General features: G+C 33.8%; 17 protein-coding genes. 1 reads left to right on the top strand and 16 read right to left on the bottom strand.

What is annotated here, in order from left to right:
• Positions 1 to 49: 49 nt before the first annotated feature.
• Genes Q0951_RS15415 through Q0951_RS15400 form a run of 4 tightly spaced genes read right to left on the bottom strand, consistent with a single transcriptional unit; the run spans position 50 to position 5,744 of the window.
• Positions 50 to 2,377, bottom strand: coding sequence for a molybdopterin cofactor-binding domain-containing protein (locus Q0951_RS15415; protein ID WP_299338756.1), 2,328 nt, complete (start codon positions 2,375 to 2,377; stop codon positions 50 to 52).
• Positions 2,370 to 3,782 (bottom strand): FAD binding domain-containing protein, encoded by a 1,413-nt coding sequence (locus tag Q0951_RS15410; RefSeq protein WP_299338753.1) that lies wholly within the window; start codon positions 3,780 to 3,782, stop codon positions 2,370 to 2,372. Before Q0951_RS15410 ends, Q0951_RS15415 begins: the two co-directional genes overlap by 8 nt.
• Positions 3,783 to 3,785: 3 nt before the next feature.
• Positions 3,786 to 4,259: a nucleoside deaminase gene (locus tag Q0951_RS15405; protein WP_299338751.1), complete on the bottom strand. Its 474-nt coding sequence runs from the start codon at positions 4,257 to 4,259 to the stop codon at positions 3,786 to 3,788.
• A gap of 30 nt (positions 4,260 to 4,289) precedes the next feature.
• Positions 4,290 to 5,744: a membrane dipeptidase gene (locus Q0951_RS15400; protein ID WP_299338749.1), complete on the bottom strand. Its 1,455-nt coding sequence runs from the start codon at positions 5,742 to 5,744 to the stop codon at positions 4,290 to 4,292.
• A gap of 100 nt (positions 5,745 to 5,844) precedes the next feature.
• On the opposite strand from Q0951_RS15400, the gene Q0951_RS15395 reads away from it, so the two are divergent.
• Complete coding sequence (locus tag Q0951_RS15395; protein WP_299338746.1) at positions 5,845 to 6,612, top strand: zinc-dependent peptidase; 768 nt, start codon at positions 5,845 to 5,847, stop codon at positions 6,610 to 6,612.
• A gap of 3 nt (positions 6,613 to 6,615) precedes the next feature.
• Here the strand turns inward: Q0951_RS15395 and Q0951_RS15390 are convergent, their stop codons facing one another.
• From Q0951_RS15390 to Q0951_RS15335, 12 genes are all read right to left on the bottom strand, one after another.
• Complete coding sequence (locus Q0951_RS15390; protein ID WP_299338743.1) at positions 6,616 to 8,853, bottom strand: molybdopterin cofactor-binding domain-containing protein; 2,238 nt, start codon at positions 8,851 to 8,853, stop codon at positions 6,616 to 6,618.
• A 10-nt stretch (positions 8,854 to 8,863) separates the two neighbouring features.
• Positions 8,864 to 9,325: a (2Fe-2S)-binding protein gene (locus Q0951_RS15385; protein ID WP_299338740.1), complete on the bottom strand. Its 462-nt coding sequence runs from the start codon at positions 9,323 to 9,325 to the stop codon at positions 8,864 to 8,866.
• 81 nt (positions 9,326 to 9,406) lie between these two features.
• Positions 9,407 to 9,988: a nucleotidyltransferase family protein gene (locus tag Q0951_RS15380; RefSeq protein WP_299338738.1), complete on the bottom strand. Its 582-nt coding sequence runs from the start codon at positions 9,986 to 9,988 to the stop codon at positions 9,407 to 9,409.
• Positions 9,985 to 11,007 carry an XdhC family protein gene (locus Q0951_RS15375; RefSeq protein ID WP_299338735.1) on the bottom strand — a complete coding sequence of 341 codons (1,023 nt, stop codon included), beginning with the start codon at positions 11,005 to 11,007 and terminating at the stop codon, positions 9,985 to 9,987. The genes Q0951_RS15380 and Q0951_RS15375 overlap by 4 nt, the downstream gene beginning before the upstream one ends.
• A gap of 157 nt (positions 11,008 to 11,164) precedes the next feature.
• On the bottom strand, positions 11,165 to 11,794 hold the full coding sequence (locus tag Q0951_RS15370) for a hypothetical protein (RefSeq protein WP_299338733.1): 630 nt from the start codon (positions 11,792 to 11,794) through the stop codon (positions 11,165 to 11,167).
• Positions 11,795 to 13,996 carry a peptidase domain-containing ABC transporter gene (locus Q0951_RS15365; protein ID WP_299338730.1) on the bottom strand — a complete coding sequence of 734 codons (2,202 nt, stop codon included), beginning with the start codon at positions 13,994 to 13,996 and terminating at the stop codon, positions 11,795 to 11,797.
• A gap of 15 nt (positions 13,997 to 14,011) precedes the next feature.
• Complete coding sequence (gene gwsS / locus Q0951_RS15360) at positions 14,012 to 15,079, bottom strand: grasp-with-spasm system SPASM domain peptide maturase (protein WP_299338728.1); 1,068 nt, start codon at positions 15,077 to 15,079, stop codon at positions 14,012 to 14,014.
• Positions 15,080 to 15,254: 175 nt separating this feature from the next.
• Entirely contained in the window at positions 15,255 to 16,181 is a 927-nt protein-coding gene (locus Q0951_RS15355; RefSeq protein ID WP_299338725.1) for a hypothetical protein, read from the bottom strand.
• 77 nt (positions 16,182 to 16,258) lie between these two features.
• The gene (locus Q0951_RS15350; protein ID WP_299338723.1) at positions 16,259 to 16,417 is read right to left on the bottom strand and encodes a hypothetical protein; all 159 of its coding nucleotides are present in this window, start codon (positions 16,415 to 16,417) and stop codon (positions 16,259 to 16,261) included.
• A 68-nt stretch (positions 16,418 to 16,485) separates the two neighbouring features.
• Positions 16,486 to 17,418, bottom strand: coding sequence for a DUF6624 domain-containing protein (locus tag Q0951_RS15345; RefSeq protein WP_299338720.1), 933 nt, complete (start codon positions 17,416 to 17,418; stop codon positions 16,486 to 16,488).
• Between the two features lie 109 nt (positions 17,419 to 17,527).
• Entirely contained in the window at positions 17,528 to 17,677 is a 150-nt protein-coding gene (locus Q0951_RS15340; protein WP_299338718.1) for a hypothetical protein, read from the bottom strand.
• 19 nt (positions 17,678 to 17,696) lie between these two features.
• A complete protein-coding gene (locus Q0951_RS15335) occupies positions 17,697 to 17,846 on the bottom strand; it encodes a hypothetical protein (protein ID WP_299338715.1) in 150 nt (49 codons plus the stop codon).
• Positions 17,847 to 17,912: the final 66 nt, after the last annotated feature.

The raw sequence follows: 17,912 nt of genomic DNA, 5'->3' as shown, positions 1-17,912 counted from the left end.
TTCTTGTAATAAATTGCGATAAGCTCAGGTTTTTTTTAATAAATGTCAATTATGAGTCTTGGTAAAGTCCCATCAATACTTTTTCAGGTGTCATAGGAGCATGGAATTTTAGATCATAATTTGGATTGAACGCTTTTATGGCATTTTGAAGTGCAAAATAAGCACCTATACCATACATTAAAGGTGGTTCGCCAACAGCTTTGGATTTCAATATAGCTAGTTCATGCCCTTTAGTCTCTACAGGAATGACTTCAACATCTTTTGGAACCGAAAAGATATCTGGAATTTTATAAGTAGATAAGGCATTTGATAGCAGACGACCTTTGTCGTTATAGGCTATTTCTTCCATGGTCATCCAGCCAATGCCTTGCGCTAATGCACCTTCCACTTGTCCGAGGTCAATACCTTCACTCATACTTTTTCCATAATCGTGAACAATTTTAACCGAATCAAATTCATAAGTGCCACGAGTACAATCAACAGTGGTGGTTATGATTGCAGTTCCGTAAACATGATAAGCAAATGGATGTCCTTTTTCTTTACTTTTATCAAAATGAATTTCCGGAGTTGCATAATGCGAGTTTTCAGTTAAAGCAACACGCTTAAGCATAGCATTACTGATGAGTTCTGACCATTGTAAGTCTGTTTTTTCATTATTAACAAAGATGTATTGGTCTTTCAATTCAATGATGTCTTCGGAAACGTTTAAATCTTCAGAGGCAACAGCTTTTAGTCGTTTTAATAATGCTTTGCATGCTTTGAGTGTCGCTTTTCCATTAAGATCAGCTGTTGAACTTGCAGCAGAAGGAGAGGTGTTGGCAACTCTAGTAGTATTCGTGGTTTCAATTTTAATATTTTCTATTGGAATCGAAAATGTCTGAGCTGCGATTTGCATAATCTTTGTGTTGACACCTTGTCCCATTTCCACAGCAGCAGTGCTAATACCAACACTGCCATCAAGATAGATATGAACTAATGCGCGAGCATGATTCATTGGTGTGTTGGTAAATGAAATTCCGAAGCAGATAGGCATAAGTGCTAACCCTTTCTTAAAGTTGTTGTGTTTTGTATTGAATTCTTCAACTTCTTGTTCTAAAGCTTTAATATCATAAATTGAAATTGCCGAATCCCAAGTGTTTTTTGCTTCTACGTTTTTGGCAACCTGACCGTAAGAAAATGTGTTGTTTTCATCTAATAAATTAGCCTCTTGAATTTGTCTGGGAGATACACCAATGTTATGAGCTGCTTTTGCAATAGCTGATTCAATAACAAACATTCCTTGTGGTCCTCCAAATCCCCGAAACGCAGTATTAGGAGGTAAATTGGTCTTACAGCTGATTACTGTGGTTTTTACATTAGGAACAAAATAGCTATTGGTAGCATGAAATAAGGTTCGTTCGGCTATAGCAGGAGAGAGGTCTGCTGCAGCACCTGAGTTCTGAAGAAACTCAGCTTCATAAGCTAAGATCTTCAGATCTTTTGTTAGTCCGATTTTAAACGTGCTTTCATAAGGATGACGTTTTCCAGTCATTCGAAGATCATCATGCCTATTCAATATCAATTTAACCGATTGATTGAGGTGGTATGTCGCTAGGGCAGCCATAACAGCCCAAGGTGTTGCCTGATCCTCTTTTCCACCAAATCCTCCACCAAGTCGTGTAACATCCACTTCAATTTTATGCATGGCTAGACCTAATACCTGAGCAGTAGTTTTTTGAACAGCTGTTGGGCCTTGAGTTGATGAAGTGATCTTGATATTACCATTCTCCATAGGCTCTGCATATGCGCCTTGAGATTCGATATACAAATGCTCTTGACCATTGGAGAACGTTTCACCTTCAAAAACATACTCACAATCTTTAAATGCATTTTCGGTATGACCTAATGTAAACGAACGTGGTGCATTGATAAAACTACCTTTAGCCTTGGCTTGTTTAGCTGTAGTGATTACAGGTAATTCTTCGATCTCAATTTCAATTAGTCGTCTTGCTTGTCTGGCAATAAATTCGGTTTCAGCAACAATCAATGCAATTGGCATTCCCCAGAAATGAACTTCATCTTCAGCAAACAATGGTTCATCTGGAATGATACCACCAATTTGATTTTTGCCAGGAATATCTTTACTAGTAAAAATGCGAATAACCCCTTCAAGAGCTTCAGCTTTTGAATAATCGATATGTTTTATTTTTCCGTGCGCTTTTGGTGAGTCAAATACCACTGCATGGTATGTGCCTTGTCTGATATTAACATCGTCTACGTATAACGATTCACCACGAACATGGGTAAATGAATCCATGTTTTTGATACTCTGTTTAATTGACATAGACACAGCATCTAGTTTTGAGTTCAAGCTGTTATGTGATTTGTGTTTATGCATGTTGAACAAAGTCGTTTAATGAAAACTGTTTTGGAAATAACGCTGTGAAATGAGCAAAGAACAATTGTCTTCCCAATAAACGTTTATAGTCGCTAGAACCTCGAACATCACTAATTGGCGAAATTTCATTTTGAAGAATTTCACTAGCTTTTAATATTGTTTCAGCAGTGAGGGGTTTGCCAGATAAAAAACCTGAAGTCTCATGAAGGTACTTTGGAATTGCCGCTACACCACCTATGGATACATGTGCATCCGAAATATGTTTATTTTCTACTGAAATATGAATCGCAGAATTGACACTGGCTATATCTAAATGCGTTCGTTTACAGACTTTTTCAAAATTAAAAAATGAATATTGGCTTGGTAGTTTAAAATTGATAGCTTTTAAAAGTTCACCATCATTTAGGTCAAAGGTTTTATAGTCTTGATAAAACGCTTTGAGAGCTATTGTTCGTTCATCTCCATTTTCATCAATAATAATAATATCACTATTAAGAGCTAAAAAGAAAATGGTCATATCACCAATAGGAGAGGCGTTGACGAGATTCCCTCCAAAGGATGCCATATTTCTAATTTGTTCTGAAGAGACCAGTTTTAAATGTTTTTTTAGATTAGGAAAATAAGTGTTGATTTCAGTGTGATTCCATAGATCAGATACTGTAGAATTGGTGCCAATCGAACATATATTATTTTTGATAGAGATGCCTTTTAAGTCATCTTTTTCTGCAATAAGATGAACAGAGCCATCGGCTAATTGATCTGGTTGCTGCACATAGAGATCTGTTCCACCTGATACATATTTTCCTTCGTGTTGTTTAACGGTTTTAGATTTCAGATTGCTTAATCGTTCAGGAATAGTTGCAAAATAATCTGGAATAAAGTGGTTGTCGATCAGCCATTTAAAAGACCTTTTTGTTTTGTGACCTTGTAACTTAGCAACAACCTGTAATGCTGCTTTTTCAATGGCTTTATAACCAGTACATCTGCAGATATTTCCGCTAATAGCATCGAGCGCATTGTTGTAATTTTTTTCAGTATTTGTGAGTGCAAAACCTGTCAAAGAGACTACGAAACCAGGTGTGCAGAAGCCACATTGTGTCGCGTAATTATCTTTCATAGCTTCTTGGGTTACAGTCAATTTGCTTTTCAAATTTGTGCCTTCAACAGTTACAATATGCTTGCCATGTGCATTTCCTAGTGGAGAAATACAAGATGTAATACTTTGATACTTTATGGAATTATTCTCTAATGTGCCAACTAATACTGTGCAGGCACCACAATCACCTTCACGACATCCAATTTTGGTTCCTGTGAGTCTTTGCTCATATCGCACAAAATCGAGTAAGGTCATGCCTGGATGCTCAGATGTTTTAATGGTCTTATTATTGAGGATGAAGTTGATCATAAATTAATATTCAATCTTATCTTCTTTTTTTGACCATTCCTGAAAGGCCTCTAAAGCAATATCTCTAGCTAATTGTGTAAATGGGATACTTCTTTCATTGTATGGTAGTGGAATCTCTTTGTAGATAAATTCATCATCAAAACCAATATTTGCTGCATCTACCTGATTGCTCCCATAGTACACTTTATCAGGACGAGCCCAATAGATAGCACCCAAACACATTGGACATGGTTCGCAGGACGTATAAATTTCACAGCCATCCAATTGAAAAGAGTCCAGATTTTTGCAGGCATCTCTTATGGCTGTTACTTCGGCGTGTGCTGTTGGGTCATTGGTAGAAGTCACTTTATTATTGCCTCTGCCTACAATCTTTCCGTCTTTTACAATCACACAGCCAAAAGGGCCACCTTCGTTATTGTTCATTCCTTTAAGAGCTGCATTTACAGCTTCTTTCATAAATTTTTCTTTGTCACTCATATGTTTTTTATACTCTTAAGACTTGTAGACTTAATTAAAATGTTGTTTTAAAAATTCGTTAGCATTTATAAATAATACCCGATCGATGATTTCATTTGCTGAAATTTGATTTTGCAATTGAAATTTAGCTTTGTGGTTTTTTAAATACACTTCAGCTTTCTCAATTAAATACGGTTTTATGTCTTCCAGATTCTCAGCTGTCCAAAGTCCTTTGATCGGATTTACAATACCATCAAAATCAGATCCTATGGATATGGTTTCCCAACAAAAAAGTCCGTTTTTATCCAGTAGTTCTGCAATGTGACGAATTTGTCTCCAAATCAAATCCGATTTATTCCTATAACGTCGTTTTTTACTTGGCCAATAAATTCTAGAGGCTCTAATTGCTCTTTTATTAGCAATACGACGCTCATCTAGTTGTAATCCAAAAATACCTTTTGATTTTGCAATACGCAAGATTTCCGAATCATAAAAATTAATATCATCTTCTCTAAAATATTTACTTTGTTCAGAATTTGTAGCATTGGGTTCATTAATAGAACGTTTTCCGTTAGCAGCACCATGACTTACAATGATTGGAATGTTTTGGCCTGCATAGGTTGTATCTAATAGGTTGTAAAAGGTGGTTCGCGCTAAGGTACTCATGTGTTTGATATCAATAAGAATGCGCTTATTGTTGGTGTTGTCTAATAGTTTATCAATGACCTTAAAGCCTAAATCTGTGATGTCTGTATTGAGTCCGCGATTCTGATTTTTCTTTATGAGTCCGATACTGATACTTCTAGCATGACCACAAATTTCGTTATAAAAATGATGGGCTAATGTGATAAAAAACGGTTTATGATCCCAGTTTTTAACCGTGTCAATATTGCTTAGAACTGTTGTTTCATCTGCTGTGTTCTTGTCTTTATCTAAGCCAGTTTCAAAAGCGTGAGCACCTTCTATGGTTGGCACAAGACTGATAATCCTTCTATCGGAAGTTGAAGTAGTTATATTATTAGAAATTTCAGCATAATTATTCACCAGACGATATGTAAATGTAACCTTATCAATAACCTGAGCAAAATTATGTAGCTGCATGTAGTAGGCGTATTCGTCATTTAGATCTTGAAAATAGCTATTGTGGTTTCTTAAGCTGTCAATTCGTTTTTGACTCACACCAGCCGCGAGATTAACAAGGATATCTGAAACGAATTTAAAGCCGAGTAATTTATCTTTTAGAAAATGCTTTTCAAATGGATACAAAGAGATGACTACAATGTTGCAATTGGCTTTTGCTAATGCGGTAAGATCGGTTTGAGTAAACTTTGTGAGCGTCAGTACTTTATTGACTTGCCGTTCAAGAAAATTTGGCGGACTGTAATGCCAAATGGAGTTTCTTCTACCACTATTTAGGTTATTTTGTTTAGGTGGTTTGTACTTAAAACTTTTTCCGTAAGGTTTTAAGGCTGGATGACAGTGTAAATCAATATATGACTTCCTCATTTTAAATGGTTAGATACTGAAAAGATATTCATTTTTTAGCAGATTGCTATTGAATACATTTTAAATTCTTAGTTTAGAACTCTAAACCAGAAACCTATTTATGCTGTATTTTATCATCTTTATTGGTCTAGTTGTTTTTGTTGGTTACGCATTTTATAAAAAGAATTCCAGAGTAGCACAACCGTTTCCTGAGCATTGGCATGCTATCATGCTGAAAGAGGTTAACTTCTATAAAAAGCTTGATACTGCTGAACAGAAGCGTTTTCAGAATAGAATGATGCAGTTTTTGAGTGAAGTTTATATTGATAGTGTTGATTTTGAACTTGAAGATCTGGACAGAATTTTAGTGGCAGCGAGTGCTGTCATTCCTGTATTTGCCTTTAAGGAATGGTACTATCCTACTGTAAGTGGGATTTTGATCTATCCCGATAATTTTAATGAAGATTTTGAATTTTCTGATATAAGCAAGTCCAAACGCATTGCAGGTGTTGTTGGTACAGGGCGTTTAGAAAAGAAAATGATCTTATCCAGGAAAGCGCTATATCACGGATTTAAAAATTCAAACGATAAGCGCAATACAGCTATTCATGAATTTGTACACCTCATTGATAAAATGGATGATCATATTGATGGTATTCCTGAGTTATTACTTCAAAACACATATGCTATTCCATGGTTGAAATTGGTCCATGATAAAATGGAGGCCATCAATAATGATAAGTCAGATATTAGAGCCTATGGCGGAACTAAACAAGCCGAATTTTTTGCTGTGGCTTCAGAATACTTTTTTGAAAACCCAAAATTGATGAAACGTAAACATCCAGAATTATATAAGATGTTATCGGAGTGTTTCAGAGTTAAAACCTAATAATTAAACATTAAAATCGGTCTTACGTTCTTTCAATGATTTTATAAATGGTTGTTTGGTTAATATTTGTCCTGTAGCCGATTTAATAGCGTTGGCTAAAGCGCCTCCTGCAGGTGGTAATCCAGGTTCTCCTAATCCAGTAGGAGAGAGTTCGTTCTCTACAAAGTAAGTGTTCACGACTTTGGGCGTTTCACTCATTCTAATCAAACGATACGTATTGAAATTCACGTCTTGTGGTTTCCCGTTTTCAAAAGCATAGTCGCCATACATAGCATGACCAATACCATCAATCACACCACCTTCAATTTGGTTTTTGGCACCTGTTGGATTGACAACAATCCCGCAATCCACAGCAACTGTAACTTTTTCAATAGAAGGTCGTCCATTTTTCATGGTAATATCCACTACCTCTGCAACATGAGTGTTGTGACTGTAATAGGCAGCAAACCCTTGATGAATATCGTTACCAGCTTTTCCCCAATTACCTTTTTCGGCAGCAAGCTTTATAGTATCAGTCATTCGTTTTGCAGAATATTGGATATTAGGATCTTCACCATCTTTTACATTTTTAAGCAGGTCGAGGCGTAATTGTACAGGATCTTTTTCTAATGCTTCAGCAATTTCGTCAAAGAAGCTTTGTTCAGCAAAAGCTAAGAAGTTGGTGTAAGGCGCTCTCCATGCTCCTGTGGTTATATTACTTTGATAGTTAGCTGTATCTACCTGATAGTTCTCTATAGCTCCAGCTGGGAAAAAGTGCGGAATTAAACCATACATATTACTATTGACAGCAGCTTCTTTTAAATGATATCCTATAATTTCACCATCTTTGAGTGCAGCTGCAATTTTATACTTAATAGCTGGTCTGTAAACACCAGTAGTCATGTCGTCTTCTCTAGTAGAAATCAATTTAACAGGTTGTTTCAACTTATCGGCAATTTCAGCAACTTCATACACAAAATCACCATAGAGACGCCTTCCAAAACCTCCACCCATTCGTGTCATATCTACATGTACGTCTTCAAGTTTACGGTTTAATAACGAAGCCACAACCTTAGCTGCTGCTTCAGGTGTTTGAATTGGACCAACCAAATGCACTTTGTCATTGGTTACATCTGCAAAAAAGTTCATTGGCTCCATACAGTTGTGAGGTAAGAAAGGAGATTCATAAACGCGTTCAATCACTTTGTCGGCATTTGCAAAAGCTTGTTTTACATTACCATCTGATCTTCTAGTATCAAATTTATTTCCATTTAAGAGATCATTCAATGCCTTATCATGTGTCTCTGAGCTCTCCGTTGGAGACTCATCTTTCCATACCGCTTTTATGGCTTTTTTTCCTTTAATAGCATCCCAAGTGGTTTTTCCAATGACGACCACTTTATCTGATTCGCTTAAACGAACACTCCAATGAGCAGATGGATCAAAATTATCCTGATTTAAGTAGTGTCGCGCTTTTTCTCCAATAGTGATGACATCTACAACACCAGGCAGAGCTTTAGCTTCAGAAGCATCATATGATTCTAATACTTGTCCGAAAGCAGGTGGTCTGAGCACTGTGGCGTATAACATTCCATCCACTTTATAATCCAATCCAAAAAGTGGTTTTCCTGTAATAATCTTATCGATATCAACATTTATAGCATCCTTACCTATAATTTTATAATCTTTAGGTGATTTTAGAGTAATATCTTCCGGAACTTCTAAAAGTGCAGCTTCGTTAACCACTTCACCGTAACCAAGTTCATCACCATTTCCATTTTTAATAATGCCATTTACAGCAGAGCAGGAAGATGCATCTACGCTCCATTTTGCAGCCGCAGCATTGATTAACATTTGTTTAGCTGTAGCTCCTGTTTGTCTGAGTGCATCCCAGCCAAACCTGATAGACTGGCTGCCTCCAGCTACTTGTCTGGTAAAATTTTCAGTATCTAATGCGCCTTGTTCGACACTAACATGTTCCCAAGGAACGTCTAGTTCTTCAGCAATGATCATGGGCATTGAGGTTTTAACGCCTTGACCAATTTCAGGATTTGGTGAGTATATGGTTACATAGCCATTTTCAGCAATTTTTATAAAAGCATTAAAGTCCTGAAAATTTAATTTTGAGACATCTACTGCTGGAACGGCAGATTCTTTACATGCATTAAGAATATTGAATCCAATAATCATTCCTCCAGTGGCAAGCGCAGATGTACGAATGAAATTACGTCTGCTAAATGTGAGTTTGTTTGAGTTTTCCATGATATTTAGCTTATGACATTTTTTTTGCAGCTAGTGCTACAGCTTTTTCTATTCTATTATAACTTGCGCATCTGCAGAGGTTCCCATTCATTGCGGTTCTAATATCTTGGGTGCTAGGACTAGGATTCTCTTTTAAAAAAGAGGTGGCTGTCATAATCTGACCAGCTTGGCAATAACCACATTGAGGTACATCAAGTTCTTTCCAGGCTTCTTGTACAGGATGCAACTCATCTTTTGCAAGTCCTTCAATGGTAGTGATATTTGCATCTTCTAAACTAGATATTGGTAGCGAACAGCTCCTCACTGCTGTACCATCTAAATGAACAGTACAAGCACCACATTGCGCAATTCCACATCCAAATTTTGTACCTACTAGATTAAGTTTATCGCGAAGTACCCAAAGTAAAGGAGTGTCTTTGTCTGCGTCTACATCAACTTTTTTTCCGTTGATCTTTAAATTAAATATTGCCATGATTGTTAGATATTTAGCTAAAGTTAAAAAATATTTAACTGAAATGCTCTGACTATAACATTTTATAAACAAATAAATAAATTATAAAGAATTGATAAAACTGTTGTAATCTTCCTCTGTATCAATATCTACCAAAGAACTTCCTGTAACAGTTTTGATATTTATCGTTTCAGAATTTAAAAGAAGACTTGCTCCTTTATCGCCGTTTAGTTGTAATAGCTGATTGTAAAATGTCTTTGGAAAAATAGCAGGAACACCTATTTTATCTGAATATTCTGAAGCAACGACTTGAGATGGATTCCCTTTAAAATTTATAATTAACTTGTTTAGATATTCTGAATCTACCATTGGTTGATCTCCAAGCATGATCAGTGTAGCATCAAATGGTTTGGATGACATATACTCAATACCTGCAATGATACTTGAGCTCAAGCCTTCAGAATACTTCGGGTTGTATATAATCTTAATATTTGAGTTTTGTATTGAATTAGTGATTAAATCAGCGTTAGCACCTAAAACACAATACACCTGATCAGCATCAGATTGCAATGCATTTTCAATGGCTATACCTAATAAAGTGCTGTTTTGAATGGGTAATAATTGCTTTATTTTTTTCATTCGAGAAGAACTTCCTGCTGCTAAGATTGTGATGGCAACTGTCATTTGCTAAAATGTGTTTTACCTTTTAGTGTTCTAAGCGAGACTGTTTGAGTACCTCTAATTACTGATAGTATTTCAGCTAAGATGGATAGAGCAATTTCTTCGGGAGTGATAGCTCCAATATGTAGACCAGAAGGACTATAGATGCTTTTCAGAAAGTCTTCAGAAAGTTCTGGATTGTAGTGAAACAACTCATTTTTTAATTGTTCTCTTCGTTTTGATGATCCTAATATTCCAATATACTTAGGTTGTAAGGGTTCTAATTTGAGTAAATACTTTAGATCTTGAACATAGTTGTGTGTCATTAAAACAACAACCGTTTCAGTGTCAATTTCGAGATTTACAATTTCAGGAGTTTGAGCTGAAACTGATTTAGCTCCGGGGAAATCAGAGATTTGTTTTGGGTCTTTTATAGAAGTGATGATATCAACTTCCCAGCCCAATAAACTAGACATGCTACATAGCTTTACAGCATCATGTTCACCTCCAATAATCAATAATCTGGTACTAGGCTGTAGTGTTTGAGAGAAGTATTCTAGATGACTTATGTCATTTGTTTTGTATGCTTCGGAAAATGAAAAATTAGTGTCATTGTTTATGGAAAAAACACTTCCAAAGTCACCAAAAGCACCATCTTCCTTTTTATAATATGATGTTATTGTAAACGATTGTCTCGTGTTCAAAGTGTACTGAAAAACTTTTAGGAAATCATCAGAGATGGTAAAAGGTTCGATAAGAATATATAAAATACCCTCGCATCCCAATCGATAACGACCATCATAGGTCATGACTTTTGCCTTATCATCTTTAAAAACAGATTGTGCACGACGGTTAATTTCACTTTCAACACAACCTCCACTAACAGCACCAGTCAGTATTCCATTTTCAGAAATAAGCATCCGCACTCCTGGTTTTCTGTAAGAAGACCCTTCAAGAAAAACCACAGTTGCAAGGACGTTTTTCAATCCATTTTGTTGGTTAGTCTTTGCCTGGTATACGATATCTTTAAATTCGTGAGTCATTGCTAATCGTCAAATGCTTTACTAAAATACAGATTTATTATATATGATACGTTTAAGGTGCTATAAAATCAAAAACACCGATTCTTTCAAATCGGTGTTTTATGAAAATGATTCAGGGGTTCAACTAAATACATGTTTTTATGATGCTAAGATGGATTTATTTAAGATTGAAAATATGTTCAATCAAACGTTTGTCTTTTAGGATGATTTTAGCCTGAGCTTCCAAGTTGGTGTTTGGGTTTATATCTACTTCATAGGTGGTAGTTAACCCTTGTGGTAAACTAATTTTTGCTTCATATTGCTTTAAGGGTTTATTCCAGAATACGGTGTCCACCACAGCCATTACAACACCATTTTCATATTCAGGATACACAAGTAAAGATAATTGTACGATTTGTCCCTTTTTAACTTTTTCAAAAGTAAAATTCTTAGAGGTAATATATCCAACATGAGTATTACTATTTAGTTCTTGCTCGATACTAACTTTTTCGCTTATGGTATCAGGGTATTTGATAAACCAAGCTAAGAATAAAATGAGAAGGACTAAGCTTAGAAATAGTATGTTACCCCATCGTATCATCCAATGGGGAGCACTTGTAAGTATCTCCTGAACATTTTCATCTCTAAGAGTTATATCTTCATTTGGGGATTGTTTAACTATAATTTTAGGGTTGGTTACAGTTATGGTTTTACCATCCTCTCCTTTGATGGTAAATCCCATAGAAGCCTTTCCTTCTGGAGGAATAATTTCTATCGATTTAATATCTTTTTTTTCTGAATCTGACATTTATTTTCCTAATTCTAATTGATTTTTCACTAATTCATAATAATCACCTTTCAGTTTCACTAATTCATCGTGAGGTCCAATTTCTATGGCTTTTCCATCTTTTAAAACAATGATTTGATGAGCGTTTTTAACAGTACTAAGGCGATGTGCAATAACAACTACAGTTTTGTTTTCAAAGAATAGATTGAGATTTTCCATTATTTTCTTTTCATTATTGGCATCAAGTGACGATGTTGCTTCGTCAAAAAATAAAAATTTTGGATTTTTATATACAGCTCGGGCTATTAAAATTCGTTGTTTTTGACCTGTGCTTAAGCCAATGCCTTCCATACCTATTTTTGTGTTGTAAGATAAAGGTAAACTCTCTACAAACTCTTGGATACATGCCGTTTTTAAAGCGTTTTTAAGTTTGTTTTTATCGATTTGATCTACGCCTACTGCAACATTATTAGCTATCGTGTCACTAAAAATATACCCTTCTTGCATGACCACACCACAATTTTCTCTCCATGAGGTTTGTGATATATTTTTTAAATCAATATTACCCAAGGTTAGGTTTCCTTTAGTTGTTTCATAAAATTTTAAAAGTAGCTTCATGAGCGTTGTTTTACCACTTCCGCTTACACCTACTATAGCAGTGACTTTATTAGCTGGAATTTGAAGCGTTAAATCTTTAAGAACTATTTTACTGGAGCCAACATATTTGAACGAAATATTATTGACGTTTAAAACCTCATTAATTGGGATGTCATTTATTTTGTCTATATCCTGTTGCTCTTCGTCTTCTTTGTTGTGTATTTCTGATAATCGCTCTAGGGATATTTTTGCATCTTGCCATTCTTTTAAAAAATTAATGATTTGTCCAACAGGAGAATTTAATTGTCCGACAATATATGTTATGGCTAGCATCATTCCTAAGGTGATTTCACCATCTATTACTAGTTTTGCGGAAAGAACAGTAATTAGAATATTTTTTAATTCATTGATGAAAGATGAACCAACAGATTGATATTGCTCTAATGCGAGACTTTTGATTGATATTTTAAATAATTTGGCTTGTAAATATTCCCAATTCCATCGTTTTTGTTTTTCGGCATTATGTAGTTTTATTTCTTGCATTCCGTTAATGAGTTCAATGACTTTACTCTGTTCCTGACTAACTTGAGAGAAGCGTTTATAATCGAGATCTCTTCGTTTTTTGAAAAAGAAAAGTACCCACGAAAAATAGGACACAGTACCAATGATGAAGATGAGAAAGATGTATCCATTATACCAGGCTAGGACTCCACCAAATATGATAAGATTTATAGTTGAGAATAAAGTGTTAAGCGAAGAGGAAGTTAGAATGGTTTCAATTCTTTTATGATCATTTATTCGTTGAAGAATGTCTCCTGTCATTCGCACATCAAAGAATGAAATTGGTAAACTCATGAGTTTTATAAAAAAATCTGATATCAATGAGATGTTAATACGTGTGCTTAAGTGCAATAAAATCCAACTTCTTAGGATGTTTATTGCGGTTCTTCCCATAAAAAGGAATAATTGAGCCAATAGTATTAGATAGATGAAATGTATGTCGTAATTTCTGATACCAACATCTACAATACTTTGAGTTAAGAAGGGAAATATTAATGAAATTAAACTTCCAGCTATTAATCCTATGATAAGATTTATTAGAAACGACTTGTATTTTGAGATGTACTTGAATAAAAATGAAAATCCAAAATCTGGATTATCAGTATCGTTAATACCTTCTTCTTTATAAAATTTGGGTGTTGTTTCTAATAATAAAGTCACACCTTCAAGTGTTGTGTCATCTGCGTTATTTCCAATCCATCTTTTAATAAATTCTTTCTTGGAATATACTAATCTACCATGTGCTGGATCTGAAATATAACATTTGTTATTTTTAATTTTATACAATACCACAAAATGCACTTTATTCCAATGTACCAAACAAGGAAGAGTTGCTTCTTCCAATTTTTTAAAGCTAATTTTAACACCTAAACTTCTAAACCCTATTTTCTCTGCTGCATTGGCTATGTTTTTAAGATTACTTCCGCTTCTGGTGGTTTCAGATAAATCTCTAAGTTTTTGGATGTTTATTATTTTCCCATAGTATTTTGCGATAATTTTCAAACATGTTGGTCCGCAATCTTTAAAATCTGCTTGCTTGTAGAAAGGGAATTTTTTTAAACTCATATATGGGTAATGCTTTTATAAATTATAGTATGTGATGCTCTCTTTCTTTAATTTAGACTCACTCCAATCTTTCCATTCGCCCTTGTAGGGATTGTAGCCGCACTTTAAGGGTTTACTTTTGACGTTTTCTGGATCTTCAACATAGGCTCTGCAATCTGTGCATATATATCTAAATTCACAATCTTTGCAGATGTCGATATCATCTTTGTTAAGATTCCAGTATTTTTTAAAGTGTTTATCTAAAATTGCCTGCTCTAATGAATTGGTATTTATATTACCAAAAGAATCAGGCATTGAAGGACAATTTTTTATATCTCCATTTTTATCGATTGAAATTTTACCATTTAAACAAGAATTGAATTTCTGAGATTCGCTAAAGACTTTTATGTTTATTGAAAATAGGGACTTATCAATACAGCCACAATGTTTTTCCGAAGTAATATCAACTCCAGTATTTATATAATATTTAGAATTTCCTATTGGTTTGATTCTCTTTCCTTGAGGAGAATTATATACAATTAGCGAGTTTAATCTTTTAAAGTTTTTGAAGAGTAGGAGACAATTAGTGTCATTAAGGCTTTTGTTGAATGGAATTAAGAGCTCAATTCCAATTGAATTTGATTTTACAGTATTTAAGAATCTAAAGATGTTTTCTATTTCTTTTATGGACGTGTTTCGATAGAATCGAATTTGAACAAACTTGCAACTTAAGCTACTTAATTGGTTTAAAACCGTATTTAATTCAAACTTTGATGATGAATCAATATCTACAATAGCATTTGTAATCTCAAAGGGTTCATGCCATTCTAATTGTAGTTTAGGAAATAATTCTGGAGTATCAGTTAAAAAAGCAAAATCATGTTTAAATAAGATTTGAAAATAATTATCAATAATGTTATCATATTTATTTTCATAAAAGATTTTTATCTCTTCTAAACTTTTACCTGAATGTTCAGTCAATATATTATACAAGTCATTAGGGATATGAACATAGTTTTGTCTTTGTAGATCACAAATGATACTTTTAGCTGCACCTTTAACAGGAATACAACTGGCATATAAAACAGGAACTTCTTTGGTCATTAAAATTGTAATATTTTGGAAATAGGTTTATAAAATTGTTGCTGATTTACATTATTGCTTTGGTAATTTGAAGCAACAATACCTTTTGAGAATATAGGGACCACTTTATTAACAAGTTTAGCGTTTTGAATCGTTAATGGAAAATGGCCTTTTATTGAGTTGAATTTTATTTTAGTCATGTTGTTAAAAAATTTGCGATGTCTTTTTCAATGTAATAATTACAATTTGCAGATAACCAATGGAATTGCCCCATAGGATTTATTTCTAAAAAATAGAATTCATTTTCAGGTGTTACAATTAAATCAATTGAACCGGTATTCATTTGAGTTTTGGACATAAATGCCCAAATTTTATCCTGAATATTATTAGGCAAATTTATAGGGACACATCTATTTTGCTTTACTGTATTATAGTTTCTGTAATCAATTTTGGTTTGCTCATCTTTTTGAGAAAAAATAGCCATAGCATACATTTTTTTGGAAAACACAAAAACTCTTATTTCATATTTTTTCTCAATATATTTTTGAATGAATATGGGCGCAAAATACTCTTTCAGCTTAGCTAACATTTGATCGTTTACTAATTTTACGCCTGTTGATATTAGTGCTTTGTGTCTAGTTTTTATGTTTACAGGAGCTCTTAAGTCTTTTGTTATAATTGACTTGTGAGTATTATAAAATTCAATTAGTTCTTTTTTTGATGATGTAATAAGTGTTGTTGGTGTCTTGAAACCAGCACTTTTTGCTATGTCTAGATTGATGAGTTTGTTATTGGAAGAGACCTCTTTGGTAAATGATCCAATGTAGTTGTCTTCTAATTGTTTTTTTAAAGCATACTCTAAGTATATACTATATTCTCTTACCTCACTGTTTAAATAATTTAAAATATGAATTCTATTGAAAAAATCACTAAAGATCTTATTAGGTATAACGTTAAATGTACCGCGTCTTAACCATAACTTACTGACATTGGATTTTAATAGACTATGATCTTTGACGAACTCATCATCATTAAATCGTTTGAATTGTTTTCTTTTAGTTGTGATCCACTCAATAACTAAGTCGGTTACTAAATCTTTTTTTTCTGAAATTATATATATCATATCAATAAAAGAAAAAAGATATAAACAGGCTTATGTAAAACACTATTTATATCTTTTGCATTTAATGTTAACCTAAATCAAGGTGAATCTGGCTCAAAATAAACAATTGTATGAGCATCTGTGTCATAGAGGTCTTTACCACTTGACCCACTGTCATGCGTGTAACGTGTTTTTTGGTGTTCACCGCCAAAAATCATTTCCTGATTTTGTAGCTCGAATTCATTGAAATTTTCCATATTGAATCGTTAAATTAAATTTTCCTTACTCTGTTTTTAGGATTTTCAGGTTACTCCTTAAATTTATATTAGTCTTGATTGAACCAAGCATCAAAACTTTGTTTCTTTCTTTTTTTTGTTTTGGCTACATTAGATGGTTTATAGCTATATTTCTCTTTAAGTGCTAGAGCCTCTGTATCTGTAGCTATCTCAACGCCTAATTGAGAACCAAAAATCTGTTTGTCATGCTTTATTGTATAGATTCTGTCTACAAGCATCTTAATAACATTTTTGTCTAATTCTTTATCCAGAATAGCCTTGTTTACAACGGGTAAATATTTTTCCATAAAGGTTAAATTTGAATGTTGAATTACAGACCACATTACATAAGACAAGTCTTTTCCTACCATAGATTTCCCAATGTAGCAGTTGTATTTGTCATGTAAAGCGTCAATTTTAACCATGTTTTCGTTATCTATAAGCCGCTGCTTATCCATATTGATGTCGCCAGCGTCACGAAACTTAGAATCGGCTAACTTGATTTCAGTTATGGCTTTAATAAGTTCAGGATCATATTTTTGATTGGCATTAAAAGGCTTTTTTGTTTTTTCAGCTAAGGCTTTGTGCTTCGCTACAGTATTTTGCGCTTCAATATACCATCGGTCGTATTCCTCATTAGTAAAGCATCTTAGCCATTTCTCTTTGATATTCATAGGTTCTGTGAAAATCAACGAAAAGCTGTAAGGATTTTTTTTCTTGCTTCGTTCTAAAATGGGTATAATTTCATCAGCAGTTTTACCAAGAAGATTATAAGCCACGGCAATATTCCATAAATTGGCATAATTCAGCTTACCATTATTTTCATTTACTTGTAAAGAAGTTTCTTCAAGTATCGTTTTTGCTAAATTGAAACTCATGTCATCAACGTTGTTTTCATTTTTTGGATTATAATTAAACTCTTGTGCCATCAAATGAGTTGAACTCATAAGCGTAATGGATAGTATTAATAAAACTCTTAACATTTTAAATACGATTTATTGATGTGTGTTTTCATTTTATTAGATAGAATATACAGACGATCTAATAAATAAAATTGTCTTTTTATGCGTTCAAAATTGGTTGAACTAATGATTATGGCTCTATAAACACAAGTGCATGTGCAACATCGTCATAAAAGTCTTTTCCAATACCATCTGTCCCGTATGGATATTCTGTAGGTAAATGATCGCCTCCAAAAATCAAGTTGGTATTTTCAATTTTAAACTTTGTAAACTTTTTCATACTTATTAGTTTAAACCTATTAAAATGCAGGTTTGAAACGAATATTTCCTGTGTCAGAATCATACACATCTGTATAGTATTCACCATAAATTGTAGCTGTTGTTCCGTATATTTCGCCGCCAAAAATTAATTCAGGTGATGTTAATTCGTAACTCTTTAAATGTTCCATAACATGTTGTTTTGTAAAAGATTAGAGTTATAAAATTATACGTTTTTTTAAACAATAAAGAAAGAT

This window comes from uncultured Psychroserpens sp., from assembly GCF_947501425.1.
In the GTDB taxonomy this organism is placed as follows: domain Bacteria; phylum Bacteroidota; class Bacteroidia; order Flavobacteriales; family Flavobacteriaceae; genus Psychroserpens.
This window is presented reverse-complemented; position numbering and strand designations above follow the sequence as displayed.

Coding starts and splice junctions, on each gene's coding strand:
- Q0951_RS15415 (WP_299338756.1), bottom strand. CDS start 2,377: ATGCATAAACACAAATCACATAACAGCTTGAACTCAAAACTAGATGCT.
- Q0951_RS15410 (WP_299338753.1), bottom strand. CDS start 3,782: ATGATCAACTTCATCCTCAATAATAAGACCATTAAAACATCTGAGCAT.
- Q0951_RS15405 (WP_299338751.1), bottom strand. CDS start 4,259: ATGAGTGACAAAGAAAAATTTATGAAAGAAGCTGTAAATGCAGCTCTT.
- Q0951_RS15400 (WP_299338749.1), bottom strand. CDS start 5,744: ATGAGGAAGTCATATATTGATTTACACTGTCATCCAGCCTTAAAACCT.
- Q0951_RS15395 (WP_299338746.1), top strand. CDS start 5,845: ATGCTGTATTTTATCATCTTTATTGGTCTAGTTGTTTTTGTTGGTTAC.
- Q0951_RS15390 (WP_299338743.1), bottom strand. CDS start 8,853: ATGGAAAACTCAAACAAACTCACATTTAGCAGACGTAATTTCATTCGT.
- Q0951_RS15385 (WP_299338740.1), bottom strand. CDS start 9,325: ATGGCAATATTTAATTTAAAGATCAACGGAAAAAAAGTTGATGTAGAC.
- Q0951_RS15380 (WP_299338738.1), bottom strand. CDS start 9,988: ATGACAGTTGCCATCACAATCTTAGCAGCAGGAAGTTCTTCTCGAATG.
- Q0951_RS15375 (WP_299338735.1), bottom strand. CDS start 11,007: ATGACTCACGAATTTAAAGATATCGTATACCAGGCAAAGACTAACCAA.
- Q0951_RS15370 (WP_299338733.1), bottom strand. CDS start 11,794: ATGTCAGATTCAGAAAAAAAAGATATTAAATCGATAGAAATTATTCCT.
- Q0951_RS15365 (WP_299338730.1), bottom strand. CDS start 13,996: ATGAGTTTAAAAAAATTCCCTTTCTACAAGCAAGCAGATTTTAAAGAT.
- gwsS (WP_299338728.1), bottom strand. CDS start 15,079: ATGACCAAAGAAGTTCCTGTTTTATATGCCAGTTGTATTCCTGTTAAA.
- Q0951_RS15355 (WP_299338725.1), bottom strand. CDS start 16,181: ATGATATATATAATTTCAGAAAAAAAAGATTTAGTAACCGACTTAGTT.
- Q0951_RS15350 (WP_299338723.1), bottom strand. CDS start 16,417: ATGGAAAATTTCAATGAATTCGAGCTACAAAATCAGGAAATGATTTTT.
- Q0951_RS15345 (WP_299338720.1), bottom strand. CDS start 17,418: ATGTTAAGAGTTTTATTAATACTATCCATTACGCTTATGAGTTCAACT.
- Q0951_RS15340 (WP_299338718.1), bottom strand. CDS start 17,677: ATGAAAAAGTTTACAAAGTTTAAAATTGAAAATACCAACTTGATTTTT.
- Q0951_RS15335 (WP_299338715.1), bottom strand. CDS start 17,846: ATGGAACATTTAAAGAGTTACGAATTAACATCACCTGAATTAATTTTT.